This window comes from Streptomyces sp. NPDC059718 (genome assembly GCF_042733315.1).
GTDB lineage: Bacteria > Actinomycetota > Actinomycetes > Streptomycetales > Streptomycetaceae > Actinacidiphila.
Genome location: NZ_JBHWGA010000025.1, coordinates 122,854 through 147,665 on the forward strand (window position 1 = coordinate 122,854; position 24,812 = coordinate 147,665).

The following is a 24,812-nucleotide window of genomic DNA, read 5'->3' on the forward strand; positions in this document are numbered from 1 at the left end:
CAGGGGCGGGCGCGGAGTGGACTCCGCGCCCGCCCTCGTCGTGTCAGGGGGCCAGCAGGTTCAGCCAGGTCCCGGTCCGGACGGTGCCGTCCGCGGGCAGGCCGCGGGAGGACTGGAAGGAGCGCACCGCGGTGTCCGTCGCCGGGCCGAAGGCGCCGTCGACGGTCAGTCCCGCCCCGCGGGTGTTCAGCAGGTACTGCACGGCGGAGACCGCGGGTCCGGTGTCGCCCTGCTTGAGCGTCGCGACGACGAGAGGCTGCCAGGTCGCGGGGCCGACGACGCCGTTCGAGGGCAGACCGCGCGAGGTCTGGAAGGAACGGACACCGGCGGCGGTCGTGATGCCGAAGACGCCGTCCACGGCGAGTCCCACCCCGCGGGCGTTCAGCAGGTACTGCAGGGCCCTGACCCGGGTGCCGCTCTGGCCCTGCTGCAGCAGGGGCCAGTCGGGCGCGGGCGTGCCGGCGCCGGTGGGCAGCGCGAAGGGCAGCGGGAGCAGCAGCTGGGTGTTGCGGGCGGTGGGCGCGCCGCGCCGCAGGTCGATGCCGCGGCCGACGGACTGGATGTCGTTGGCGGCCAGTTCGCGCGCCAGTGAGGCGAGCGCGGCGGGGGTGCCGGTGTCCCCGCCGTACGACAGCGGGGCGTCCGCGTCGACCATGGTGGTGAAGATCGACAGGTGGCCGCCGCCCTCGGCGATCTCGACGATCCGGGACTGCACGGGCCAGTCGATGTGCGAGGCGGTGTTCACCTCCCAGAATCCGGCGCTGAGCGCGGAGGTCCAGGCGGGCTTGTGCGCGGTGATGTTGTTGGTGTGCGTGTGGCCGTCCACCATCAGGACGACGTTCGGGAAGCGCAGCAGCTTGTCCCGCAGGTCGGCGCCGCTGTAGGGCGCGTCGTCGTCCGTGTTGTCCATCGAGTCGAGCGTGTGGTGGCAGCAGACGACGATCAGCTTGTCCTTGACCCCGGGCTGGGTGACGACGGTGCCGGGACCCGTGCCGTTGGCGCGGTCCGTCTCGTAGCGGGAGCTGTTCGCCCTCAGCTGCGCGTCCAGCCACTCCCACTGCGCCTGGTCGAGGGCGCCGTCCGCGCCGCCGCCCGGGTTGGTGGTGTCCAGCACGAGGACCTGGACGAGGTCGGAGGGGCCGGAGGGTATGGCGTAGTACGCCCGGTCGCTGCCGGAGGTGAAGCCGTGTCCGGCGGGGGTGCCGGTGGTGCGGAAGTGCTCGGCGACGAACTCGCGCCGCTCCAGCAGGCGTCGTGCCGGGTCGGCGGTGACCTTCTCGGTGTCGAGGGTGAAGTCGCCGGTGATGATGTCCGTCAGCAGCTCGAGGTAATAGGCGGGCCCGTTGTCGAAGACGTCGGGGACGCCCTCGATCTGGGTGATCTTCGTCGAGCCGGTGGCGATGCTCTTGAGCGGGTCGAACGGCAGGACGTCCGGGGCCACGTTGCCCTGCACGAGGCCGTCGTGGTTGCCGTAGGCGGCGTACCAGGGCATGCGCAGGCCGCCCGCGGTGAAGGGCCTGCGGGCGGCGGCGAGCAGACCGGTCACCAGGGGGAAGCCGGCCACCTCGTTGTTGTCGGCGGGGCTCTGCCGGGCCTGCGGGTGCCAGTAGTGGACGTCGGCGCCGAACCGCCCGCTGCTCACGCTCTCGTCGAGGGCGAGGTTGCCGGAGTCGGGGGTGACGGTGTTGCCGTCCAGCAAGTCGATGTACCAACGGGTCTCGTTGTACTGGCAGTTGTCGACCGCGTCGCCGGTGACGACGGTGAAGGCCAGCGGTGCGCCGGTCCGCGGCCCGCGTCCGACCTGCCGGACGGCGCGGCACATCGCGTCGGTCGTCTGGGTCGACAGGAACTCGTGCGCCCGGTACGCGGACTCGGTGGGATACGAGTTGTAGTGCGGCGGGCCGTAGTCGGCGAGCCGGTCCAGGCACTCGACGCGCAGCGGTGACTGGTCGTCGACGATGTGCAGGTCGGACATCTGGGCGAAGGCGATCAGCGACCGGGTCACCGTGGGTGCGGTGACGTTGGCCAGGTCCTTGCGGACGAGGTGGGGTTCGCCGGGCCCGGCGACGATCCCGCGATAGCCGGACCCGAGGTCCGGGCCGCGCAGGAGCGTACGGTCCAGGGTCGACAGGCCCGGTACGGAACCGTCGTCGGCGGTGGTCCGGGGGGCGGCGGCCGCGAGGCCGGCGAGGCCGCCTTGGGCGACGGTGGAGGTCACCACGCTCACGGCGGTCGCCATCAGCATTCTTCGGCGCGTCAGAGACATTCCGCATCCTGTTCGGTCGTCAGCCGCCGTACGCGGGCAGCACGGCATGGCGATGGGGGGACGAGGGAGGCGCGCGAACCACCCGGTCGTGGAGCGGAGGACCGGGCCCGCCAAGAGTGGCAAAGGGAGGGCCCGACCGCAAGGAGTGGTACAGCCACTCATCCACTTTGTGACCGACTCACTTCTCGGTGACCGCATGACGCGACCCCGCACGGACCTTCGGGCACGGCCGTACGGGGTCGCCGGGGAGGCGGAAGGGGCCGGACCGGACCGGGCCGGCCCCCGGGTGCGGGGAGGTGGGTGGTCAGCTGTTGGCGTTCAGCACGGGGTAGTAGCCGCTCGTGTGGCCCTTGGCGGTGGGGTGGTAGGACTCCCAGCTCGGCGAGACCACCAGGGAGTGCAACCAGTCGTCGCCGGAGCACAGTTCATGGCCGTTGAAGGTCCCCCGCACGTCGCCGAAGACGAAGCCGTGGGCGGCGGCCCGGGCGGCGATGACGCCGTCGAGGACGTCAGCGGCCTCGTCGATCTTGCGGTGCTTGGTGTCGGACAGGCCGACGCACAGCACGTTCAGGGTGTACACGCGGGGATAGCCGAGGACGACGACCTTGGCGTTGGGGGCCTTGGCGCGGATCGCGTTGTAGGTGGCGTCGAGGCGGGCGGGCAGGGTGTTGCGGGCGTAGTTCTCCGCCTGGGTGACCCGGTTGACGCAGTCGGTGTCGGAGCCGATCACACAGGTCGTCATGACGTCCGAGAAGCCCGCGTCGTTGCCCCCGATGGTGAGGGAGACCAGACCGGTGGAGGCGTTCAGCGGGCCGAGCTGGTTGTTGGTCACGTCCGTGGTCACCGCACCCGAGCAGGAGGTGTCGGCGAAGGAGGAGGGGGCGTGGGCGTTCTTCCAGAGGTACGGGTACGCGCTGAAACTCCGGTGGCAACTGCCGCTGGCACTGTCGTAGTTGCCCGCTCCGTTGCCGGCGGAGTACGAGTCCCCCAGCGCGACGTAGGCGGGCCCGGCGGCGTGTGCCGGGGTGGACCACAGCAGGCCGAAGGCCAGGGTGACGATCAGGGTGGTCAGGGCCGACAACGACGTGGTGCGTCTCACGGAACCTCCCTGGGCGGAGAGTTGACTACCACTTGGTAACCCCGGACCCGGGCCGTTGGGAAGTGTCCATGACAACGAAATGTTAAAATTTCTTCGCGCGTAGATCCCGTGTTCGGCTCACCGCCGCCTCCGGGCCGGGGAGGCGCCGGGCGGCCGGTGGCAGGATGCTTGCGGTGGTGGTCGGCCACGCCACCGGGCGGAGAGCCGGAGGAGGCCCGTTGAGCCGCAGGAAGAACCATCACGTCGTCGTGCTCGTGCTGGAGGGTGCCAAGCCGCTGGACGTCGGGATCCCGGCACAGGTGTTCTCGAACCGGCCGAGCATGCCCTACGACGTGCGGGTGTGCGGCGCCGCGCCCGGGCTGGTGACCGGCGGCGACGGGCTGTCGTACCACGTGGCGGAGGGTCTGGAGGCCTTCGAGGACGCCGACACCGTCTTCATCCCCGGTTACCGGGAGCCGGCCGGCGCCGAGCCGCCCGCGGCGGTCGTCGGCGCGCTGATGGCGGCCCACGAGCGCGGGACCCGGCTCGCGGCCATCTCGACCGGCGCGTTCGCCCTGGCCGCGACGGGCCTGCTCAACGGCAAGCGGGCCACGACCCACTGGCACTACACCAAGGCCCTCGCCGAGCGGCACCCCCTGGTGAAGGTGGACGAGAACGTGCTGTTCGTGGACGAGGGCGACGTGCTCACCTCGGCCGGAGCGGCGTCCGGCATCGACCTGTGCCTGCACCTGGTGCGGCGGGACCACGGCGTCGCGCTCTCCAACCACGTGGCGCGGCGGCTGGTGGCGGCGCCGTACCGCAGCGGGGGCCAGGCCCAGTACGTCCCCCGGAGCGTGCCCGAGCCGCTCGGCGACCTCTTCGCGGGCACCCGCGAGTGGGCCCTGGCGCACCTGGCCGAACCGCTGACGCTGGAGGCGCTCGCCCGCAACGCGCGGGTCTCGGCGCGCACCTTCTCACGGCGGTTCGTGGAGGACACCGGCTACACGCCGATGCAATGGGTGCTGCGCGCCCGGGTCGACCTGGCGCGCGAACTGCTGGAACGTACCGACCTGGGCGTGGAGCAGATCGCCGACCGCGTCGGCCTCGGCACCGGCGCGAACCTGCGGCTGCACTTCCACCGCATCCTCGGGACCTCCCCCACGGAGTACCGGAACACCTTCTCGGCCTGAGCGGCGGGGCGGTGGCGGGATCCTTGCGATCGTTGGCGAAAGGTATGGCGGGATACTTGCGCATGCTGTCGTTCAGGCCACTGCCGCGGGAGCCCCGGCATGCCGAACATGGAGGCGGCAACGAAAGGAACCCGCCATGACCCGCATCGCCGTCAACGGATTCGGCCGCATCGGACGCAACACCCTCCGCGCCCTCGTCGAACGCGGCAGCGACCTCGAGGTGGTCGCCGTGAACGACCTCACGGCACCCGAGTCCCTCGCGCACCTGCTCAAGTTCGACAGCGCGCTCGGCCGGCTCGGCCGCACCGTCGAGGTGGACGGCTCGGAGCTGGTGGTCGACGGCCGCCGGATCAAGGTGCTCGCCGAGCGCGAGCCGGCCAAGCTGCCGTGGGCCGAGCTGGGCGTCGACGTCGTGCTGGAGTCCACCGGCCGCTTCACCTCGGCGGAGGCCGCCCGCGGGCACCTGGACGCCGGCGCCAAGCGGGTCCTGGTCAGCGCCCCCTCCGACGGCGCCGACGTCACCCTCGCGTACGGCGTCAACACCGAGGAGTACGACCCTGCCCGGCACGTCATCGTGTCGAACGCCTCGTGCACCACGAACGCCCTGGCCCCGCTCGCATCCGTGCTGGACGACCTGGCCGGCATCGAGCACGGCTTCATGACCACGGTGCACGCCTACACCCAGGAGCAGAACCTCCAGGACGGCCCGCACCGCGACATGCGCCGCGCCCGCGCCGCCGGTGTGAACATCGTGCCCACCACCACCGGGGCCGCCAAGGCCATCGGCAAGGTGCTGCCGAAGCTCGACGGCAAGCTCTCGGGCGACTCCATCCGCGTGCCCGTGCCGGTGGGCTCGATCGTGGAGCTCAACACCACGGTCTCCCGCGAGGTCACCCGCGAGCAGGTGCTGGACGCCTACCGCGCCGCCGCCGACGGCAAGCTGAAGGGCATCCTCGACTACGCCACCGAGCCGCTGGTCTCCAGCGACATCACCGGCCACCCGGCCTCGTCCATCTTCGACGCCGCCCTCACCCGTGTCGACGGCCGCCACGTCAAGGTGGTGGCCTGGTACGACAACGAGTGGGGCTTCTCCAACCGGGTCGTCGACACCCTAGAACTCCTCGCCCGCGCCTGACCGTCGGCCGGGGGCCGGCAGCACACGCCGGCCCCCCCGACCGCGCCCCGTCAGGAGAACGGCCGGTACCAGGGCCGCTTCACCGGCGGCAGCCGCCGGGCGAAGAAGGCGGCGACGACGGCCTGCTGGGTCTCGTCGAAGGCCCGCTTGGGGAAGAACCCGTAGGCCCCGCTCACCTGGCGCAGGTACCAGAACCCCGCACGCTCCCGGGCGTCGCGGTAGGCGTCCCAGCCGACCTCCGCCTGCGAGACGGTCGTGCGCAGCGTGTAGGTCTGCTCCGTCAGCCGGACGGTCCACGGCTCGGTGAACTGGCGCGCGATCCTGCGGACGGCGAGACGGACGGCGACGACCTCGAGGAAGAACGGCATGCCGATCCCGTAGAAGAGGAGCCACTTCTTCGGCTCGTCCGAGAACAGGGACAGCGCACCCAGCAGGGCCAGGAGAAGGCCGAGGACGGTGACCCCACGGATGGCGGGCGAACTGCGGATCGCTCTGCGGTACTCCCGTCCCGTCATCTGGAACGTCGCTGTCAGGTCCACGGCCGGGTACCGCCTTCGTCGAGGATGACGGGCTCCACGGGCCCGAACGCCGAGAGGGTACCGGGCGCCCCGAACGCGCCCGTCCCTGGGGGGATAGGATCGCGCGCCGTGGCGACCCCGAGCTTCATCGACTGCTGCGCCGGGCCCGAACTCGCCTGGGTGCGGACGCTGTACGAGTCCCACCACGACCAGGAGTCCCTGCTGTGCTGCACGGTCTGCCGGACCTTCTGGTTCCACCGCTTCCACGAGTACCCCGACTGGTCCGGCGGCGGCGACGACCTGACGACCTGGTACACCCGCCTCACCCCCGCGGAGGGCGGACGTCTTCGCGACGCGGCCGACCCGTCCGCCGAGGACCTCTCCTTCCTCCGGACGCGCCCGGGCTGGATGGACGACGCCCGCGGCTCCCGCCGGGTCGACGGCGCGCCGGACCACCCGCACGGCTGACCGGCCTCCCCGGCTACTGCCCGCGGGCCGGCTGACCGGAGATGAGCAGCGTGGTGCCGGCCGGACGGAAGCCCAGGCGGGCGTAGATGCGGGCGACGGCCTGGTGCGCGTAGGCCAGGAAGACGGTGCGCACGCCGTGGTCGCGGGCGTGGGCGGCGAGGGCGGCCGTCACGGCGGCGCCGAGGCCTCGGCGGCGGGCGGTGGGGAGGGTACCGACGCCGCCGATCTCCGTGGTGCCGTCGGCAGGATGGTGGTGGCCTGCGGCGAGCGGGGTGCCGTCGGGGGCGAAGGCGGCGATGAGCGTCTTGTGGCCGGCGCGGAGCGAGGGTGCGGTCGTCGCGACCGTGGCGTCCGCCCGCAGTGCCTCTGCGGCCGCCGCCAGTTCGACGCGGCCCGCCCGTCCGGTCGCGGTGCCCTCGTCGGCGAACGCCAACCCGGGGAGGGCGAGTACGGCGGGGAGGGCGGGATCGTCGGCGTGCACCTCCCGGATCGTGACCTCGTCGGGAAGGGGCTGCCGCGGCAGCGGACGGCGGGGGTCGAGGACCATCAAGGGGCGTTCCGCCACCGGGAGACCGGCTGCCTCGATGCGCCCGCGCAGTGACGGCGTGACCTCCGCGAGCCATTCGAAGGCCTGCGGCACGTCGAGTTCACGCTGCCGGGCACGGACCCGGGCGATGTCGTCCGCGGAGGGCGCCCCGCGGCCGCCCACCGCGTCGGGGCGGGCGTGGTTGGGGCCGCCGTAGTAAGGGGTGCCGGGCTCCTTGCGGACGAACAGGCACAGGGAGCCGAAGCTCTCGGCTTCGGCGAACAGCAGCGGCACCGTGGCGTAGTAGCGCTCGATGCGGTCACGCGGGGACGGCTCGGTCATGGGGTGCAGGGGATCACAGGCCGCCCGGGCGCCGCATCCGGATTGACGGATGCGACGCTCGCGGCGGCCCGGCGCCCTCGCGGCCCGCGCGGCCGTCAGCGCCCGAGCAGGAAGGCGTGGACCGCCTGGCGGCCCTCGTCGCTCGCGGCCCGGCTCTGCACGGAGTGGGCGGCGCCGTGGACCACCACGACCTGGGCCCGCGGGGTCAGCTTCTTCTGGTCGTACAGCCATTCCAGGGGCGTCGACAGGTCCCGGTCGCCGCCGAGGAGGAGCACCGGGACGCCGGGGAGGCGGCGGTGGGCGGCGGGCAGCGGCGGGGCCGGGGTGCGGGGCCAGTCGAGGCAGCTGAGCATGGAGCCGAGGCCCGTCGCCGTGACGGCGTCGAAGGGACCGTGGTCGGCCGGGGTCAGTTCGGCACCCGCCTTCTCCAGCGCGTCCCGGCGGCCGGCGACCGGGGAGTCCGACCTGCCCCAGGGGTAGCGTCCGTCGAGGCACAGCGTCGAGGCGTGGAGCCCCTGGCTGAGTTCCTCCGCCGTCGCCGCGCTGCCCTGCCGTACGCCCTGGATCAGGCCGTTCAGCAGTCCCGGGTCGCCCTCGGCGGCCTGGTGGAGGGCGTCGATCATATCCGCGTAGTCCGGGTCGACGAACTCCCAGGTGGTGAGCGCGTCCAGCACGTCGACGCCGTTGCCGTAGGTGTCCACGACCTCGGCCAGGTCCGCCGCCGGGTCCGTGGCGCAGCCGATGCTCTCGCATGCCGCCGTCAGCACGCGCGGTGCGGCCCGCATGGCGGCCAGGTCCATCGGGTCGTAACCCGTCTGGGGCACCACGGAGTCCAGCACCATCCGGGCCACACGCCCGGGGTGGGCGAGGGCGTACCGCTCGGCGGTGTACGTGCCGTAGGAGACACCGTCGAGGGTCATCTTCGGTACGCCCAGCGCGCGGCGGAGCAGTTCGAGGTCGGCGACCGTGTCGCCGGTGGCGTAGAAGCGGCGGTCGCGACCGATGGCCGCGGCGCAGTCCCGCACCGCGCCCGCGGTGGGCGGTGTGAGGTCCGACGACCCCATCTGCGCCTGCAGTTCGGGGCACTGCAGGGCGTTGCCGCCGGTGCCGCGCTGGTCGATCATGACGAGGCGGTAGTCCTTGAGCACCGGCTCCATGGCCTTGGCGATCCGTTCCACGAAGGGGACGCCCGGCTGCCCGGGGCCGCCCGTGAGGAACAGCAGGACGCCCTTGGGGGCATCCGCGTTGTCCCCCATGGCGACCTTCAGGCCCAGCCGGCCCCGCACCGCGCCGCTGTGGTCGAGCGGAACCGTCAGCGTGGCGCAGCTGAAGCCCTCCAGGCCGGGGCAGGCCGCGGTGCCGGAGAGCCCCCCGCTCCCCCCGGCCGGCCCCGCGGTGCCCCGGTCCTGGGCCGACGACGTGCAGGTGCCCGCCACCATCAGCAGGCCGGCGGCGGCCAGCGCCACCGCCGCCCGTGCTCCGGACCTCCGCGTCCCCCGTGCCTTTCCGGCCCCGCGCATCGCCCGCATCACGCACACCCCCGCTTTCCGGTGTCCTCCGTGCCCCTGCCGTCCGTCGGCCATCAGACTGCGCCAAGGGGGCTCGCCACGGCGAGGTTCCGTGCCACGATTCGAGCACGTTCGAAGGAACCAGGGTGAGGGGCGGCAGAGGCAGCGATGATCGAACTCACCGTGGACGCCGCCGGGTTGGCCCGGTCCCACTTCGCGGTCTCGCCGCTGCACGAGGTCTCGGCGACGCTGCTGCCGTGGGGCCTGCGCCCCGGACCGGAAGCCGATCCGTGGGTGAGCCGCGCCCGTCGTGTGCTGCGCCGTGCGCGGCTGCCGTTGCTGTCGGAGCTGGCGCTCGACGGGGGCGGCTACGTACCGGACTTCCTCAGCCCGCATCCGTCCGGTCCCTCGCCCACCGTCGAGGAGGAGCTGGAACGGGTGCGGGCCACGCCGCCCGACCGCGTCCTCGGCGAACTGGAGGCGTTGCGCGAAGGCCGCCCCTGCAACGGGCTGGCCGGAGCGGAGCTGCCGCCCGGGGTGCGGCGCGCGATGGCGCGGGGCGGCGGGCACGTCGCCCGGCAGGTCGCGGAGGAACTGCGGCGCTACTGGGAGCTCGCCTTCGCCCCGCACTGGCCCGACGCGAGGGCCGCGCTCGACGCGGAGGTCGACCGGTGCGCGGGCGTACTGGCCCGGCAGGGCGCCGCGGGGCTGTTCAACTCGCTGCACCCCGGGATCCGGTGGGACGGCGGCACGCTGCGCGTCGAGAGCCGCTTCTCGGTGGGCCTCGCCGTTCCCCTGGTGATCGTGGTGCCGTCGCTGGTGTCGGGGGCGCCGGGGGTGGTCGTGGATCCGGTGCGCGGCGGGCGGCGGCCGCCGATGGTGGCCTTTCCCGTGCGGGACCGGCCCGCCGCGCCGGCGCCCCCGTCCGCCGAACTGGCCAGGCTGCTCGGCCCCACCCGGGCGGGGCTGCTCGGGGCGCTGGCGCGGCCGGCGTCCACCACGCAGCTCGCGGCGCGTCACTTCCTGAGCGCCGCCACGGTCTCGTACCACCTGGGGGTGCTGCACCAGGCCGGTCTCGTGACCCGTTCCCGGTCGGGGCGGACGGTGCTGTACCGGCGCACGCCCGCCGGGTCGCGGCTGACGGGGCGGGGCTGACCCCCGGTGGCCCGGCCCACCGGGGCCACCGGGCCCACCGGTCAGGCCGTGACGGTCTCGCCGGGCAGCGCCAGGTCGAGGTCGACCAGGCGCTCGTCGCCCGCGTGCGTGGCCGCCGAGGCGAGGGGGCCGTGCCCCGCCGCGCGCGCGGCGAGCACGTACGGGCCCCCTGCCGGGACCGCGAGCGCGTAGCTGCCGTCCTCCGCGGAGAGCGTCGCGCCCGCCTGCCGGCCGCGGCGGTCGATCAGGGTGACCTTGGCACGGGCGACCGGAGCGCCCCCGGCGCCCACGACCCGGCCCCGGAAACCGCGCAGGACCTCCTCCGCACGCGCCAGGCCGGCCTCCTCCTCGCTGCTGGCGCGCAACTGCAGGCCGGTCCGCCGTCCGGGCAGTCCGAGGGCGAGCAGCAGGCCGAGGAGGACGGCGCCCGTGGCGATGAGGAACGAGACGCGGAAGCCGTGCATGGTCGGGATGGCGACCCCGTTGACGTGCTGGGCGGTGTTGGCCAGCACCATGCCGATCACGGCGCTGGACACCGAGGTGCCGACGGACCGCATCAGGGTGTTCAGGCCGTTGGCCGCGCCGGTCTCGGAGGCCGGCACCGCGCCGACGATGAGCGCGGGCAGCGAGGAGTAGGCCAGGCCGATGCCCGCGCCCAGGATCACCGAGGTGAGGACGGTCTGCCAGACGGCGTCCATCAGGCCGAGGCCGCCGCCGTAGCCGGCGCCGATCACCATCAGGCCCATGATCAGCGTGGTCTTCGGGCCGAAGCGGGCGGACAGGCGGGCGTAGACGGGGGCGGTGAACATCATCGTCAGGCCGAGCGGGGCCACGGCCAGACCCGCGACGACCATGGACTGGCCCAGGCCGTAACCGGTGGCGGCGGGGAGCTGGAGGAGCTGGGGCAGGACGAGCGAGACGACGTAGAAGCTGACCCCGACCATGATCGAGGCGAGGTTGGTGAGCAGCACCTCGCGGCGGGCGGTGGTGCGCAGGTCGACCAGCGGGGCCTTCACCCGCAGTTCCATCACGCCCCACAGCAGCAGGACGACGGCTGCGGCGGCGAACAGCCCGAGGGTGGTGCCGGACGACCAGCCCCAGTCGCTGCCCTTGGTGATCGGCAGCAGGAACAGGACCAGGCCGGTGGACAGGCCGAGCGCGCCGGGCAGGTCGAAGGTGCCCTTCGCGCGCGTCGGGGACTCCGGCACGACGGCCAGCGCGAGGACGATGGCGAGGACGCCGAGACCGGCCGCGGCGTAGAAGAGCGCGTGCCAGTTCGTGTGCTGGGCGATCAGGGCGGCGCCGGGCAGCGCGAGGCCACCGCCGACGCCGATGGAGGAGCTCATGAGGGCCATCGCCGAGCCGAGCCGCTCCCGCGGCAGCATGTCGCGCATCAGCCCGATGCCGAGCGGGATGGCGCCCATGGCGAAGCCCTGGAGCGTACGGCCCACGATCATGGTGAGCAGCTGGCTGGTGACGGCGCTGATCACGGCGCCGACCACCATGACTGCGAGGCTGGTGATCAGCATGCGGCGCTTGCCGTAGAGGTCGCCGAGGCGGCCCATGATCGGGGTGGCCACCGCGCCGGAGAGCAGGGTGGAGGTCAGCACCCAGGTCGCGTTGCTCGGCGCCGTGTGCAGCAGCTGCGGCAGGTCCTTGATGACCGGCACGAGCAGGGTCTGCATGACCGCGACAACGATGCCCGCGAAGGCGAGTACCGGGACGACCGCTCCGCTGGTTCTCCGGGCGGGCAGGTCGGTCGTCGTGAGCGTCATGGGGTGAGGCCTCCGGGCAGAGGTAGGACCGTGGTGGTGGTCGTGCGGGTCGCGTACGAGGGATGCAACCCCGTATGCCGAGGCAACTATTCCGGCACCCTGATGCCGTAAAACATGCATGTGTCCGGCTTATTTGGCTTTGGTCTCGACGTACGTGGATCCCGGGGGGCGAGCGGCCCGATCTGTGATCTCTCTGTGATCTTCCTGTGCGCAACGGTGCGGGTGCCCGGGAGGTCTGAAGGGCGTGCGCCCGGAGCGGCGCACCCCCTTCAGACTCCGACATCCGACAAGGAAACGTTGATGAGACGTCCCGTCCGCAGATCCGTGTCCCGGGCAGCGATCGGTCTCGTGGCGGCCGCCGCTCTGGCCGCCGGGTTCGGCTCCGCCGCACCCGCCCTCGCCGACGACGGCGCCCCGCTGCCGGTCGCGATCACCGGCGCGAGCCACGTGGATCTGTCGCTCCAGGGCGACGACGACGACGACCCGAGCCAGCCCCAGGTCACGCTGCGGCTCGCCGCGCCCGGCAGCGACGAGCCGGACGACGACGGGGTGGTCCCCGTCATCCACCAGGGCCCGTACACGATCAAGATCGACGCCAGCGGCCTCGAGGGCGTCGCCGCCGTGAAGCTGCCCTGCGACGCGACCGGCCTTACCGCCGTCTGCGAGCGCGACGACATCAACGCCGGGGAGGCGTACAACCGCATCGGCGGCATCCGCCTCGACGTCGACGCCGACAGCGCGGCCGGGGACTTCGGCACCATCAAGGTGACCGGCGAGGGCGAGGGCGTCGAGTTCGCCCCGCTCACCATCGACGTGCTGGTCGGCGGTCCGGAACTGCTGGGCCGCAAGCTCTCCGAGCCCAAGGGCCTCGCCGCCGGCGACACCTACCGGGCGCCGGTCGGGTTCCGCAACGTCGGCGGCATGGCGGCCGACGGCGCCGTCCTCCACTTCCACGGCTCGCGCGGGCTGAGCTTCCCCGACAGCTACGGCAACTGCGCCTACAAGCAGACCACCGAGGGCTCGCTGCTCTACCAGGGCACCGACGCGATCTGCACCTTCCCCGGCACCTACAAGACGGGCACGGCCTACACCCTGGCCGAACCGCTGAAGGTCAAGACGGCCGCGTTCGCCCTCAGGGACGGCTTCAGCTACGGGTTCTCCGCGGTCGGCGCGAAGAAGGCCGAGGCGCTGCTGGAGAACGACGGCTACACGCCCGGTACCGGCGCGCCGCTGACCCTCGAGGAACTCCCCGGCGCCCCCGCGGCTGACTACACGCGCTACGCCGATCTCGACCTGCCCAGCGGCAACACCTACGACCTGGTCCTGACCGGTGCCTCCGCCCGGGGCGACGCAGGCGACACGGTGAAGGCGGAGATCGGCTTCCGCAACGACGGTCCGGCCTGGATCAGCGCTCTGCGCAGCGGCGGGGAGCCGATCATCTTCTCCGTCGCCGTGCCCGAGGGCGCGAAGGTGACCAAGAGCCCCAAGGGCTGCAACTTCACCACCATCGACGAGGGCGTCAAGGGTTACCTGTGCTGGGTCGACACCCCGCTGGTGGAGGACGCGAAGCTGAGCTTCCCGTTCGAGCTGCGCATCGACAAGGTCGTGAAGAACGCCAAGGGCAAGGTCGCCCTGCCCAGGTGGAACGACCCGGCCGAGCCCGAGCACTCCAACAACACCGCGTGGATCGTCCTGAACGCCACCGGCGACGGCGACGGCTCGCAGGGCTCCGCCGGCGGCCCGTCGGCCACCCCGGAGCCCACCGCCTCCGGCGACGACACGTCGGGCTCCGCCGGCACGTCCGGCAGCGGCGGCTCCTCGTCCTCCGGCGGTGACTCCGGCGGCGGCCTCGCCTTCACCGGCGCCGGCGGCGCGCTGCTCCTCGGCGGCTCCGCGCTCCTGGCCCTCGGGCTGGGCGCCGTGATCATCGTCGTCGTACGGCGCAGGAGCGCCGCCTGACGCCGCACCGCCACCACGCGACGGCCGCCACGCCCCTCGGGGCGCGGCGGCCGTCGTCGTACGGGGTGACGGGGAGGGCCAGGTTCGAGAGGCCTACCGCCTGCCGAGCGCCACGGGCCCGCCGGTGAAGGCGTCCAGCAGGATCCGCCCGCCGAGCGGCCGGTCCAGGCGGACCGTCACCGGATCGACGAGCAGTTGCGCGGTGCACGGGCCGTCGTCCGCGCCGCGGACCATGCCGCGGAGCACCACGCTGTCGCGGGTCTCCAGCACGTCCACGGCCGGACCGTCGTCACAGGCGCCGTGCCCCGCCAGGACGGTGACGCTCCGGCCGTCCCCGCCGACCCTCCGCAGGCCCTCCAACGGCATCCCGGGATCGGTGGCCTGGGAGAGGGCGGCGATCGGCGCGCGCGGCAGCCGCGCGGGGCTGATCGCGGCACGCACCAGCGGGGTGTCGTAGCCGTCGAGCGTGAAGTGCCAGGCGGGGACGCGGGCCTCGCCACGGCTGGTGAGCAGGGTCATCTCGCCGAAGGCGGCCTTGGTGACGGTCAGCGGGTCCGCGCGGCCCTCCGGCCCCTCGTCCAGCCCGTCGTAGGCCTCCCGTGCCGACATCGGCGTGACGGGCGTCGACGTCCCGTCCGCCCAGCGGATGCGGCCCTCCCGCTCGGTGCGGGGCAGCGCCCCACGGTGCTCAAAGTTCCGCGTCAGATAGGCCTGCTTGTCCGCGTCCGTGCGGAAGGCGTTGTCCGGGAGCCGGACCACGTCCTCCAGCGGGTAGAAGCCCTCCCGCCACGATCGTACGGCTCCCGAGCCCTCCCAGGCCTCGGCGACCACCCGCATGGGGGAGGTCGCCGCACCGTCGTCGTCCGTCGCGGACACCGTCCGCGCTCCGCATCCGGCGGATCCCAAGAGCAGACAGACGGCACCCAGCAGCACGAGCGGTCTCATGACGCCTCCCCAAGGCAGTGGGCCCCCTCGGACCCCGCCGATGTGACGTACCGCCCCGGCAGCGGGTTCCGCCCCGAGTCACCCGCCGGCCGCGACGGCCGGCGCGGGCGGGTTCCTCCGGTTGCCCACCCAGGTGAACAGCGCCGCGGCGGGCGGGAATCCCAGCACGATGCCGACGTGCAGACCGAGGTCCGTGGCGGAGGGCGCCAGCAGCCGGGCCACTGTGAAGCCGAGCGTTCCCGTCACCGCCAGGACGCAGGTGCCGGCCGCGGCGGCCAACCCCCAGCGGCGAGGACGCTCGCGGCCGGAGCCCACGACACCGCCGCCAGCGATCAGGGCGGTCCCGACCGACAGCAGGCTCACGTCGGGCAGCAGGCCGAACGGCCAGAGCAGCAGGGCGAGGGCGCCCATCGGCACCAGCGCCATCACCACCAGCCACGCGGTGAGCGCGGCGGCCTGACCGGGCCGGCGCCGGCCGGGACCGGAAGCGTCGTGACGATCGCTCTTCATGCTGGGAGCGTAGCCGGGCTCCCGCCCGGTCAGGGACCCACGGAACGGGCCGCGAAATGCCGTGCCTGCTTCGCGGAACACGCCGGGCCGGCCGGGTAGCGTCGCCGTCACCAGCGGCCCCGAGGGGCCGTCCCTCCTGCGACCTGGAGCACCGGTATGCCCGCGTACGGATTCTTCGTGGAGTTCGAGGCCCGGCCGGGCCGGGAGGACGACGTCGTCCGCTTCCTCGTCGACGCCAAGGCGCTGGTCGACGCCGAACCGGGGACGTTGGCGTGGTTCGCCTTCCGCCCGGGACCGTCCTCCTTCCGCATCTTCGACGCCTTCGAGACCGAGGAGGACCGCGAGACGCACCTGCGGGGCAAGGTGCGGCGGCGCATCGAGGCGCTCGGTGACGAACTGTTCGCCGTACCGCCCGTCATCACCCCGGTCGACGTCCTGGCGGCGAAGCTGCCCGGCTGACGGGGCGCAGGGTACGGCAGCCATCGGGCTCAAGGGGCACCACCCCCCGCCGCGGACGGCCCTACCGGTCGGCGCAGACTGTGAACGGAATGTTCACGCCGTACGACACCGCTGGTCAGGGGAACTCCACCACCGCGGGCCTCTACTGAGTCCGCAAACCCCTGCTCAGCCCTGGAAGAAGAGAAAAGATGTCCATGTACCAGCGCATCATGGTTGCCGTCGACTCGAGCCCCTCCCGCCAGTCCGCCCTGCGCACGGCCGGGGACATGGCCCGGCTGACCGGCGCCGCGGTGCACGTCGTGCACGTGCTCGCCTCGACGGTCGCGTTCGACACCGTCGTGACCCTGGAAGAGGACTCCGACGCCGGCGCCGTCGTCGACGAGGCCGTCGCCACGCTCCACGACATGGGTGTGGCGGAGGCCGACGGTGAGCTCCTCCGCGACGTGACCACGCAGGAGGTCGCCGGCGCGATCTCCGCGGCCGCGGAGCAGTTCAAGGCGGACCTCCTGGTCGTCAGCCCCCACCACCGCGGCTCGGTCGCGGCCTTCTTCAACCCCCGTGTCAGCGACGCCATCGCCCACACCAGCCGCATCGCGGTGCTGCTCGTCCCCGAGGAGCGGGCCGAGGGCGACGACTCCGCCGCCTGACCGGGCCGGGCCGGATCGGATCGGATCGGATCGGCCCGTCCGGCTCCGGCGAGCCGGGCGGGCCGCGCCGGTGCGCCGCGGTCACGGCGTGGGCACGTGTTCCGGGAGCAGCCCGGCGTGCTTGACGGCGTGCCAGAACTCCGCCGGCACCGGGTGGTCGAAGAACGCCACGCTCTGGGCGACCTCTTCCGCGGAACGCGCACCGACGACCACGCTCGCGACCGCCGGGTGCCCCAGCGGGAAGCGCACGGCCGCCGCGAGCAGCGGCACGCCGAAGGTCCGGCACACCTCCCGCCACGCCGCCACCCGGCCGGCCAGTGCGGCGGGCACGGTGGCGTACCCGTGGGGCGCACCGGGCCGCGGGTCCGCGAGCAGCCCCGACTGGTAGACACCGGCGGCCATGACGGCGATGCCGCGCTCGGCGCACAGCGGCAGCAGTTCGTCCAGGCCCGACTGGTCGAGGAGGTTGTACCGCCCGGCCAGCAGCACGCAGTCCGGTCCCGGATCGGCCGCCCGGCGCAGGAACTCGACGGCGACGGGGGCGTGGTTGACCCCGATGGACACCGCTCGCACGGCGCCGGCCTCCCGCAGTTCGGCCAGCGCGCGGTAGGCGTCGCCCACGGCGGCGGTGAAGTCCTCGTCGGGATCATGCACGTGGAGCACGTCGACGCGGTCGAGCCCGAGCCGGGCCAGGCTCTCCTTGACGCTGCGCAGCACCCCCGCGTACGAGTAGTCCAGCCGCGGCCCCACGCCCGGCGGGGGATCCGCCCAGATCGGCTGGGTGTCGGGGCCTCCCGGTTCGATCAGCCGCCCCACCTTGGTGCACAGCACGAACGCGTCGCGCGGCCGGGCCGCGAGCGCAGCGCCGGTGCGGGTCTCGGAGCGCCCGTAGCCGTAGACGGGGGCGGTGTCGTAGAGCCGGATGCCGAGGCCCCAGGCCCGGTCCAGGACGGCCGCGGCCTGCGCGGCCGGTACGGGTGAGAAGAGTCCGCCGAGCGAGGCGAGGCCCAGCCCGAGCCTGCTGACCCGCAGCGGTGTGCGTCCGAGCGCCACGAGATCGCCGGCCCGCATGTCGCCCCCTCCTGCCGAACGGTGTCGTCCCTACGGCAGCCAGGGGACCACGCCCCCGTCCGGCGCACCAGTCCCGCCGCGGCGCGGGCCCGGGTCAGCGGCGCCCGGGCCGTCGTGCGCCGCGGATGAGCTGCTGTGCGGCGAGGTGGCCCGAGCCGCCGCCGAGGCCGGGGCCGGGGTGGGTGGAGGCGCCGATGTGCCACAGCCCGGGGACGGGTGTGGCGTGCCGGGGCGCGCCGGGCAGCGGTCGCCACAGGAGGCTCTGGTCGAGTTCGGCCGAGCCTCCGTAGGGGTCGCCGGCCACCGCGTTGGGGTTGTGCCCGGACAGGTCGGCCGGGGTGACGGCGTCCCAGGCGAGCACCTTGCCGGGCAGGTCCGGGGCGTGGCGGGCCACCCGGGCCAGGACCCGGTCGACGTAGCCCTCGGTCAGTGCCTTCGTCCAGCCGCCGCCGACGTCGAGTTCGCCGGCCGCGTCGCCGACGGGCGCGAAGGGCAGTTCCTGGAGCTGGATCCACAGGGACGCGGCGCCTTCCGGCACGCGGGACGGGTCGAGGACGTGCTGCTGGCCGACGACCACCGTGGGCCGGCGCGGCAGCAGGCCCGCCTCGGCCTCCGCGCAGGCGATCCCGGTGCTCGCCGATCCGTCGCTCAGGTGGAACAGCGGGATGCCGGCGAGCCGGTCGTCGTTCCAGCCGGGCGGGGCGGAGAGGGCGACGTGGAGCTGCATCGCGGCGCGGCCGTAGCGGTAGCGCCGGGCCTGGTCGCGGACCGCGGCGGGCACCGGGGCGTCCTGCGGCAGCAGTTCCCCGTACAGCGCGGTCGGGGTCACCGAGGCGAGGACGGCACGGCGGGCGTGGATGTGCTCACCGCCGCCGGCCACCCCGGTGACCCTGCCGTCGGTGAGGAGCAGCCGCTCCACCGGGTATCCGGTGCGGACGTCCACGTGGAGTTCCCCGAGGAGCGTCTCGAAGGCCCGGACGAAGTTGCCGGCGCCGCCCGCCACGACGGGCACTCCGTAGCCGTGGAGCGAGGCCGCGAGCACGGGCAGCAGCAGGCCGCCCCCTGCGTGGTCAGGGGACAGCCCCGCGTGCAGCAGCCAGGGCACCCACAGCAGGTCCGCCTCGTCACCCCGGAACGCGCCGCGGCAGTAGGAGCGTCCGCTGGTGACGGCCGACCGGAGCCAGGCCTCGGTGCCGGTGAACCGTTCGCGGCGCACCAGTTTCGCGATGTGCCGCAGCGTCCGCGGGGAGCGGGGCTCGCCGCTCAGCATGCCGCCGATGGCGTCGGCGTTGTCGAGGAAGCGCCCCAGCATGGCCAGGTAGGCGGCCCTGTCCTCGGCCCGGCCGAACGCCTCCGCCGTGGTGGCCGCGTCGCGGTGCACGAGGAGCACGCGGCCGTCGTCGGTGACGGTCCCGGTGACGAAGCCGTCGCCGTTGCGGTACTCCAGGCCGTGGCGGTGCAGGTCCTCGCCGAGGACGGCGTAGGCCCCTCCGGACACGAACAGCGGGTGCCAGGAGGAGTAGGTGTCGTGCAGGTAGCCGGGCAGGGTCCGTTCCTCGGTGGCGATGAAGCCGCCCAGCCGGTCGCCCTGTTCCAGGAGGGCCACCGACCAGCCGTCCTTGGCCAGTTCGGTGGCGGCGACCAGGCCGTTCACACCGGAACCGACGACGACGGCGTCGACCGTGCGTGCCATCAGTGCTCCTCGGGTTCGTCGCTCCGGGAGGCCGCTCCACGGGAACCGGAACCGGCCGGGGCGACGTCCACTGCACCCACGCTCCAGCGTGCGCGCCGTCCGGGTCAGCCGCACGTCGAGCGGACCGCGCCGCGCCGCCGGGGGCTCACAGCCAGCCGCGCCGGGCCGCCGCCAGTCCGGTCTGGAAGCGGGTGGCCGCGTCGAGCTCGGTCATCAGCCGGTGGATGCGGCGCTGGGTGGTGCGGGTGCTCCAGCCCTGGGTGCGGGCTATCGCCGCGTCCGTGAGCCCCGATGCCAGCAGCGTGAGCAGGGTCCGGGTCTCGGCGTCCGGCTGCTGCGGCCGCTCCTGCGGGTCGGGCTCGGGAGCCCCGGCCGGCCGCCCCGCGGCGGGCTCGAGGGGGACGGCCCGTTCCCATTGCGCCTCGAACAGCGCCTGCAGGGCCACCAGCATGGGAGAGCGGTGGATCAGGTACGCGGCGGACTGGCCGCCGGGCGCGAGGCTGAACGGGATGATCGCCGCCTTGTTGTCGCTGATGACCAGCTTCAGCGGCAACTCAGGCCGGACCCGTGCCTGTTCTCCGGCCCGGATGCTCGGCACGATGTCGGCGCGGAGCCTCCCGGGCCAGGCCACCGCCTCGCGGTCGTAGATCACCCGGTGGGCCACGCCGTTGCGTTGGCGTTCCAGCTGGGCCCCGAGGTTGCTGCCCGGCCGGTCGACGTACGGGGGCCGGTCGAAGGCGCACACCTCGCGGCGGGCCCCGGTCGTGAGCCGGTGGACCGCGTCGCTGATGTCCTCACGGTCGGTGAGGAGTTCGGCGGCCATGTCCGGGTGGCTGATCCGGGTCGCCTCGCGGTGCGTCTCGTTGAGCCGCTGCACCAGCGCCCGGGCCTCGCCCAGCTGCCGCTCCCGGTCCTGGATCAGCGCGCCGACCGCGACGTCGGGGGCGGCGGCCGAGAAGCGCGGCGGCCGCCCGGCGCTGCGCACCGCGAGTCCGTCCCTGACCAGGGCGGACAGCAGCCGCCCCGTGGCGGGGGCGGCCATGCCGCACTCCGCGGCGACCTCCGCGGCCGTACACCGCGGCATGCCCACCAGAGCGGTGTAGACGCGCTCCGTGTCGTCCGTCAGCCCAAGTACGTCGAACCCCATGCCTCTCCGACACCTCCGTGGCACCTAACGGCCACCTGGCGGAAGGAGGCCATCCTCCCGATCTTGCGGCCCGTACGCAGTGCTTGACATCTTCCAGCAACGGGCGCGACGCCCCGCGCCGAGGTGGGCGAGGGCGCGCCCACCGAGTTCCCGCAGCCCCTCGCCCCGCTGAAAAGGTGTTCCATGTCGCGTGCCCATCCGCCCGGCAGACGGCTCGGTGCCGTCGCCGTCGCGTTCCTGGCCCTCACCGCCGCGGTCGCGGCGCTCCCGGCCCCCGCCGCCTCCGCCGCCGGCTCGTCGTCGCCGGTCCCGGCCGGCTCCGTACCGCCCCTCACCGCCCGTACACCGCTGGGCGGCACGTCACCCGCGCAGGCACCGCCCGCGCAGCGCGAGGGCGTGGTGCCCGGGCAGGTGCTGGTGACCCTCGCGCCGGGGACCACGGTGACCGGCCGGAAGCTGCCGGGCAGCCGGTTCGCCGCGCGGGCCGCGGGGACCAGCGACGCCGCCGTGAACAGGAGACTGAGCGCGGCCGGTGCCACGTCGATCCAGCCGCTCCTCCCCGCGCTGTCGGCGTCGGCCGCCGACGCGCTGACCTCGGCTGCCGGTGAGCGCCTGGGCGGTGACGCGGCCGATCTGTCGCGCACCTACGTGGTGCGGACCGCCGACCGCGACTCCGCCGCCGTCGCGCGTGAACTCCGCACCACGCCGGGCGTGGTGCACGCCGAGCCGAACCGGTACGTGAACACCATGAACACCGGGGGCCGGACCCTGTCCCCGGCCGCCCTGACGACGGCGGCGGACCTGCCGTCCGGGACGGCGCGCGGGACCACCGGGGACCCGGCCGGCTCCGGCGCGATACCCGGGAACTTCGCCCTGGCCACCTCGGCGCAGGCGTTCCTCAACGCCGGCGGCGTCGACGCCGTCGGCGCCTTCGACGTCCTCCAGGGCCGCTACGGGCAGCAGCCGGGCGCCGGGCGGACCGTCACCAACGTCTCCATCGGCGACCTGACCGACCAGGCGATGGCCGACTCCGGGGACGCCTACGTCCGGGGCAACGGCCCGACGACGGTGCTGAAGGACGGTCAGCGCTACCTCGACCTGCCCTCGATGCCGCTGATCCCCGCCTACGTCGCCGCGCCGGACGGGACCCTGAGCGGTTCCGCGTCCACCAAGGAGCAGGACCCCACCCTCGGAGAGGTCCTCCTCGACTTCAGCGTGATGGCTCCGCTGGCCCACGACCGGCAGCGCCCGGTCCGGACCGGCAGCGGCTACACCGACCTGCTCGGGGTGGCGCCGGGCGCCGGCTACCGCCTGGTCGTCCCCCAGCAGCCGACCATGGACCAGATCGCGACCGCGCTGCTCGCGGCCGCCCACCAGTCCCCCAAGCCGGACGTGATCACCGCCAGCCTCGGTTTCGGCACCGACGCCCAGGGCTTCCCGGGCCGCTACCTGGAGGACGACCCCTACGTACGGTCGGTGATCGCCTCGATCGTGCAGAAGGACGGCATCGTGGTGGTCGTCTCCTCCAACGACGGCACGAGGCTCTACACCCCCGCCGCCGTCGGCCCCGACGGCGGCAGCACTCCCACGGACCGGGCGGGCAACGACCGGGACGCCACCCGCATCGACGACGTGGCGTACTCCACCGCTCCGTCGCGGGTGCCCGACAGCGGCGCGATCGCCGCGGGCGGCACCACCCTCGACGACACCCTGGCCACCCGCACCGGGGACGCCACCACCGCGGAGACCCGCATCAGCGGCTTCGGCACCTTCTCCTCCGGCTTCGGCACCCGTGTCGACCTGGCCGCCCCGAGCGACAACATCGTCGCCTTCATCCACCCCCAGGGCGGTGACGCGCAGTCCGTCACCCCCGTCCTGAACGGCGGTACGTCCGCGTCCGCGCCCGAGATCGCGGCGGCCGCCGCCGTGGTGCTGCAGGCCGCGGGGCTGGCGGGGCACGACCTGACGCCGGCGCAGGTCCGGGACGTGCTGCGGCGGACCGGCCGTGCGGTCCCGACCCCGGCGCAGATCGACCGCACGCTCGACGTGGGGCGGCAGATCGACGTCACCGCGGCCGTGGAGGAGGCCCTCGGGCACCGCGGCGGCCGTACGACGGCGGTGCGGCTGTCGGTCGCGCACCGGGTCACCACCGGCGGGCTGGGCGGCCAGTTCGTGGAGTCGACCGACCAGGACCGGATCGACCTCGGCGACATGGCCTCCGGCGGCAACGGGATGGGCCTGGTGGGCCCGGTCACCTTCGCCGGGGACGTCACCGGTCTGCCGGAGGGTGCCGCCACGCGGTACACCCTCACCGTGGGTTCCCGGACCTGGCGCTCCACCGGCCCGGCGATCCGGGTCACGCCCACCCAGCTCCTGGACGCCGCGGGCCTGCCCGTGGTCTCCGCCTCGGACCGCGAGATCACCGTCACCTACCGGGTGCTCACGGGCGACCGGACCCGGGCCACCGTACGGCGCACCCTCACCGTCGGCCCCAGCGACGGCCGTTACGTGGAGAGCGCGGCGCCGAAGGCCCCCGCCGTGGTGCGGGCCGGTCACCCGGTCACCGTCTCGTACGACCTGACCGGGGTGGCGGGGACCGCAGACCCGCAGCTCGTCGTGTCCACCGCCGGCCACTGGAACCCGGTCCTGGCGCCCGTCTTCAGCGCCGCGTGGCACCAGCCGCTGACGGGCACCACCGGCACCGTCACCGTCCCCGCCGACGCGTTCGACGCCGGCGGTGGTCTGTACGGCATCGGCATCGCCCAGTCCGGGTTCGGCGGCAACCCCGCCCTCGTCACCTACGGCGAGTTCGCCCCGGTCCGCGTCGACGGCGCGAGCGCGGCCGAGCGCCCGCAGGCACCGCTGGTGTCCGGGGCCGACGGCCGGCCGGGGCACGTCGCGCAGGTCACCCGCGCCCACCCCGGTTTCACCCTGCGGTACGACGTGCGCGACGTCCCCGGGGCGCGGTACGCGGAGGTGGAGTTCTCCGCCCCCGCCCCGACGCTCCACGACTCCCTCAACACGTTCACCAACGCCAACGGCACCAGGCTGGACGACGACGGCGTCGACGCGCCGTCCACCGCCCACCGCGTCCTGACCGCCGCCAAGGGCACCGCCGGTCTCGACGCGCTACGGCTGGGCCTGTCCACCTCCGCCGTGTACGGCGTGCGCGTCCTGGCCCTCGACTCCAGGCACCGGGTGATCGGTCAGGCCTCCCCCGTCTCCACCCTGGAGGTCGACGACGGCCCCGCGCCGGACGGCGCCACGGTGCTCTCCTTCGCCGCGGCCGGCGACGACTCGGTCGCCGCCCTGCGCACGCTCGCCGGCGCCACCGAGGTCCGGCACTACTCCACCAGGACCGGCGTCTACGGCGCGGTCATCGCCTCGGACCCCGGCGACGGATCGGACTACGAGGTCCTCGGCGTGGCACCCGCCGCGCACCGCACGCTGCTGGTGCACCAGGCGGCGACGGGCGGCGACGTGCAGGTGGAGACCTGGGACACCGCCACCGGCACCCTGGTGGGCCGCACGGCGCTGGCGGCGGCCGACTACCGGTTCGTCGTCGGCCGGGTCGACGCGGCCCGGGCCGGCGGCGCGCTGCTGCTCCGCGCGGTCGGCGACGGCGGCGATCTCGTGCTGCCCGTCGACCTCCGGGACGGCACCAGCGGGGACCCGATCCCGGCCGACCTCCCCGGTGTGCCCAAGGGGACGTACAGCCTGCTGGACATCGACGGGTCGACCGGCGACGTCTACCTGGCGAAGGGCGCGCCCCTGGGGCTGTGCCTGGGCGGCGTGCGGATCCCCCGCGTGGATCCGCGGACGCGGACCGTGACTCCGGTGGGGACCATGTCGGGTTGCAGCAACGGCTTCGCGTCCGACGGGGCCGGGACCCTGTACAACCTGTCGGCCACCGCGATCAGCACCAAGATCGTGCCCACGAGCGTCCTGGGGTCGCTCGACGTGGCCACCGCAGAGCCCGGTGATTCGCCCGCGGTGCGCCGCGGTCCGTCCGCGGCCATGGCGGTGGACGGCCGGAACCGGGTCGCGGTGGCAGCGTTCACGGCGCCGGAGGGCACGAGCTACGCGGGCTCGGGCACCGCGTTCGTGGCGGACAACAACGCCACCGGGCAGGTGCTCGTCGTCGACCTCGCGACCGGTGGCGTACTGCGGACGCTCGGCGGGTTCCAGTTCGGGGGGCACGGCGGCGAGTTGGTCCACGGAGGCCTGATGAACTCCGTCCAACTGGATCCGCAGACCCGCACCGGCTGGACGTACGGCCCGTACGACGGGCAGATCCACCAGTTCTCCTACTGAGCGGGGCGGGGAGCGGGCAGGGGCGGGGGGCGGCCGGCGCCCCCACCCCCCCCAGCCCCTGCGGGCGCGCCGGGCGTAAAGCCGGCGCCGGCGGGGGTGCCCCCCA

The 24,812-nt window shown here is 74.0% G+C and carries 19 protein-coding genes; 8 read left to right on the forward strand and 11 right to left on the reverse strand.

Annotated elements, in window-relative coordinates; translation table 11 throughout:
• Nucleotides 1–43: 43 nt before the first annotated feature.
• Together ACFV3E_RS26815 and ACFV3E_RS26820 are read right to left on the reverse strand one after the other, a co-directional pair.
• On the reverse strand, nucleotides 44–2,239 hold the full coding sequence (locus ACFV3E_RS26815; protein ID WP_500536964.1) for a TIGR03767 family metallophosphoesterase: 2,196 nt from the start codon (nucleotides 2,237–2,239) through the stop codon (nucleotides 44–46).
• Between the two features lie 331 nt (nucleotides 2,240–2,570).
• Entirely contained in the window at nucleotides 2,571–3,365 is a 795-nt protein-coding gene (locus tag ACFV3E_RS26820) for an SGNH/GDSL hydrolase family protein (protein WP_500536965.1), read from the reverse strand.
• 218 nt (nucleotides 3,366–3,583) lie between these two features.
• On the opposite strand from ACFV3E_RS26820, the gene ACFV3E_RS26825 reads away from it, so the two are divergent.
• Both ACFV3E_RS26825 and gap read left to right on the forward strand, forming a co-directional pair.
• A complete protein-coding gene (locus ACFV3E_RS26825; protein WP_500536966.1) occupies nucleotides 3,584–4,534 on the forward strand; it encodes a GlxA family transcriptional regulator in 951 nt (316 codons plus the stop codon).
• Nucleotides 4,535–4,670: 136 nt separating this feature from the next.
• On the forward strand, nucleotides 4,671–5,669 hold the full coding sequence (gap, locus tag ACFV3E_RS26830; RefSeq protein WP_500362722.1) for a type I glyceraldehyde-3-phosphate dehydrogenase: 999 nt from the start codon (nucleotides 4,671–4,673) through the stop codon (nucleotides 5,667–5,669).
• A 50-nt stretch (nucleotides 5,670–5,719) separates the two neighbouring features.
• On the opposite strand, the gene ACFV3E_RS26835 is transcribed toward gap, so the two are convergent.
• Nucleotides 5,720–6,208: a YcxB family protein gene (locus tag ACFV3E_RS26835; protein ID WP_500536967.1), complete on the reverse strand. Its 489-nt coding sequence runs from the start codon at nucleotides 6,206–6,208 to the stop codon at nucleotides 5,720–5,722.
• Between the two features lie 108 nt (nucleotides 6,209–6,316).
• On the opposite strand from ACFV3E_RS26835, the gene ACFV3E_RS26840 reads away from it, so the two are divergent.
• Nucleotides 6,317–6,655 carry a hypothetical protein gene (locus ACFV3E_RS26840; RefSeq protein ID WP_500536968.1) on the forward strand — a complete coding sequence of 113 codons (339 nt, stop codon included), beginning with the start codon at nucleotides 6,317–6,319 and terminating at the stop codon, nucleotides 6,653–6,655.
• Nucleotides 6,656–6,668: 13 nt separating this feature from the next.
• On the opposite strand, the gene ACFV3E_RS26845 is transcribed toward ACFV3E_RS26840, so the two are convergent.
• Both ACFV3E_RS26845 and ACFV3E_RS26850 read right to left on the reverse strand, forming a co-directional pair.
• Complete coding sequence (locus tag ACFV3E_RS26845; RefSeq protein WP_500536969.1) at nucleotides 6,669–7,523, reverse strand: GNAT family N-acetyltransferase; 855 nt, start codon at nucleotides 7,521–7,523, stop codon at nucleotides 6,669–6,671.
• Nucleotides 7,524–7,618: 95 nt separating this feature from the next.
• Nucleotides 7,619–8,989 carry an alpha/beta fold hydrolase gene (locus ACFV3E_RS26850; RefSeq protein WP_500536970.1) on the reverse strand — a complete coding sequence of 457 codons (1,371 nt, stop codon included), beginning with the start codon at nucleotides 8,987–8,989 and terminating at the stop codon, nucleotides 7,619–7,621.
• A gap of 210 nt (nucleotides 8,990–9,199) precedes the next feature.
• On the opposite strand from ACFV3E_RS26850, the gene ACFV3E_RS26855 reads away from it, so the two are divergent.
• The gene (locus ACFV3E_RS26855; RefSeq protein ID WP_500536971.1) at nucleotides 9,200–10,186 is read left to right on the forward strand and encodes an ArsR/SmtB family transcription factor; all 987 of its coding nucleotides are present in this window, start codon (nucleotides 9,200–9,202) and stop codon (nucleotides 10,184–10,186) included.
• Nucleotides 10,187–10,227: 41 nt separating this feature from the next.
• Here the strand turns inward: ACFV3E_RS26855 and ACFV3E_RS26860 are convergent, their stop codons facing one another.
• Nucleotides 10,228–11,961, reverse strand: coding sequence for an MFS transporter (locus ACFV3E_RS26860; RefSeq protein ID WP_500536972.1), 1,734 nt, complete (start codon nucleotides 11,959–11,961; stop codon nucleotides 10,228–10,230).
• Between the two features lie 300 nt (nucleotides 11,962–12,261).
• Between ACFV3E_RS26860 and ACFV3E_RS26865 the strand changes: the two genes are divergently transcribed.
• The gene (locus ACFV3E_RS26865) at nucleotides 12,262–13,920 is read left to right on the forward strand and encodes a hypothetical protein (protein WP_500536973.1); all 1,659 of its coding nucleotides are present in this window, start codon (nucleotides 12,262–12,264) and stop codon (nucleotides 13,918–13,920) included.
• A 93-nt stretch (nucleotides 13,921–14,013) separates the two neighbouring features.
• Here the strand turns inward: ACFV3E_RS26865 and ACFV3E_RS26870 are convergent, their stop codons facing one another.
• Nucleotides 14,014–14,865: a hypothetical protein gene (locus ACFV3E_RS26870; protein ID WP_500536974.1), complete on the reverse strand. Its 852-nt coding sequence runs from the start codon at nucleotides 14,863–14,865 to the stop codon at nucleotides 14,014–14,016.
• 78 nt (nucleotides 14,866–14,943) lie between these two features.
• Complete coding sequence (locus tag ACFV3E_RS26875; RefSeq protein ID WP_500536975.1) at nucleotides 14,944–15,375, reverse strand: hypothetical protein; 432 nt, start codon at nucleotides 15,373–15,375, stop codon at nucleotides 14,944–14,946.
• A 156-nt stretch (nucleotides 15,376–15,531) separates the two neighbouring features.
• On the opposite strand from ACFV3E_RS26875, the gene ACFV3E_RS26880 reads away from it, so the two are divergent.
• The gene (locus ACFV3E_RS26880) at nucleotides 15,532–15,834 is read left to right on the forward strand and encodes a putative quinol monooxygenase (protein ID WP_500536976.1); all 303 of its coding nucleotides are present in this window, start codon (nucleotides 15,532–15,534) and stop codon (nucleotides 15,832–15,834) included.
• A 188-nt stretch (nucleotides 15,835–16,022) separates the two neighbouring features.
• The gene (locus tag ACFV3E_RS26885; RefSeq protein WP_500536977.1) at nucleotides 16,023–16,481 is read left to right on the forward strand and encodes a universal stress protein; all 459 of its coding nucleotides are present in this window, start codon (nucleotides 16,023–16,025) and stop codon (nucleotides 16,479–16,481) included.
• A gap of 81 nt (nucleotides 16,482–16,562) precedes the next feature.
• Here ACFV3E_RS26885 and ACFV3E_RS26890 read toward each other — a convergent pair whose 3' ends face one another.
• From ACFV3E_RS26890 to ACFV3E_RS26900, 3 genes are all read right to left on the reverse strand, one after another.
• On the reverse strand, nucleotides 16,563–17,552 hold the full coding sequence (locus ACFV3E_RS26890) for an aldo/keto reductase (protein ID WP_500536978.1): 990 nt from the start codon (nucleotides 17,550–17,552) through the stop codon (nucleotides 16,563–16,565).
• Nucleotides 17,553–17,646: 94 nt separating this feature from the next.
• Nucleotides 17,647–19,245 (reverse strand): phytoene desaturase family protein, encoded by a 1,599-nt coding sequence (locus tag ACFV3E_RS26895; RefSeq protein WP_500362735.1) that lies wholly within the window; start codon nucleotides 19,243–19,245, stop codon nucleotides 17,647–17,649.
• Between the two features lie 145 nt (nucleotides 19,246–19,390).
• Entirely contained in the window at nucleotides 19,391–20,392 is a 1,002-nt protein-coding gene (locus tag ACFV3E_RS26900; RefSeq protein ID WP_500536979.1) for a helix-turn-helix domain-containing protein, read from the reverse strand.
• 183 nt (nucleotides 20,393–20,575) lie between these two features.
• Here ACFV3E_RS26900 and ACFV3E_RS26905 point away from each other — a divergent pair, with 183 nt between their 5' ends.
• Entirely contained in the window at nucleotides 20,576–24,706 is a 4,131-nt protein-coding gene (locus ACFV3E_RS26905) for a S8 family serine peptidase (protein WP_500536980.1), read from the forward strand.
• Nucleotides 24,707–24,812 lie beyond the last annotated feature (106 nt).

Excerpts from the sequence above, each read along its gene's own strand:
- ACFV3E_RS26815 (WP_500536964.1), bottom strand. The coding sequence starts at position 2,239 with ATGGCGACCGCCGTGAGCGTGGTGACCTCCACCGTCGCCCAAGGCGGC.
- gap (WP_500362722.1), top strand. The coding sequence starts at position 4,671 with ATGACCCGCATCGCCGTCAACGGATTCGGCCGCATCGGACGCAACACC.
- ACFV3E_RS26845 (WP_500536969.1), bottom strand. The coding sequence starts at position 7,523 with ATGACCGAGCCGTCCCCGCGTGACCGCATCGAGCGCTACTACGCCACG.
- ACFV3E_RS26855 (WP_500536971.1), top strand. The coding sequence starts at position 9,200 with ATGATCGAACTCACCGTGGACGCCGCCGGGTTGGCCCGGTCCCACTTC.
- ACFV3E_RS26860 (WP_500536972.1), bottom strand. The coding sequence starts at position 11,961 with ATGACGCTCACGACGACCGACCTGCCCGCCCGGAGAACCAGCGGAGCG.
- ACFV3E_RS26865 (WP_500536973.1), top strand. The coding sequence starts at position 12,262 with ATGAGACGTCCCGTCCGCAGATCCGTGTCCCGGGCAGCGATCGGTCTC.
- ACFV3E_RS26870 (WP_500536974.1), bottom strand. The coding sequence starts at position 14,865 with ATGAGACCGCTCGTGCTGCTGGGTGCCGTCTGTCTGCTCTTGGGATCC.
- ACFV3E_RS26875 (WP_500536975.1), bottom strand. The coding sequence starts at position 15,375 with ATGAAGAGCGATCGTCACGACGCTTCCGGTCCCGGCCGGCGCCGGCCC.
- ACFV3E_RS26880 (WP_500536976.1), top strand. The coding sequence starts at position 15,532 with ATGCCCGCGTACGGATTCTTCGTGGAGTTCGAGGCCCGGCCGGGCCGG.
- ACFV3E_RS26885 (WP_500536977.1), top strand. The coding sequence starts at position 16,023 with ATGTCCATGTACCAGCGCATCATGGTTGCCGTCGACTCGAGCCCCTCC.
- ACFV3E_RS26890 (WP_500536978.1), bottom strand. The coding sequence starts at position 17,552 with ATGCGGGCCGGCGATCTCGTGGCGCTCGGACGCACACCGCTGCGGGTC.
- ACFV3E_RS26895 (WP_500362735.1), bottom strand. The coding sequence starts at position 19,245 with ATGGCACGCACGGTCGACGCCGTCGTCGTCGGTTCCGGTGTGAACGGC.
- ACFV3E_RS26900 (WP_500536979.1), bottom strand. The coding sequence starts at position 20,392 with ATGGGGTTCGACGTACTTGGGCTGACGGACGACACGGAGCGCGTCTAC.
- ACFV3E_RS26905 (WP_500536980.1), top strand. The coding sequence starts at position 20,576 with ATGTCGCGTGCCCATCCGCCCGGCAGACGGCTCGGTGCCGTCGCCGTC.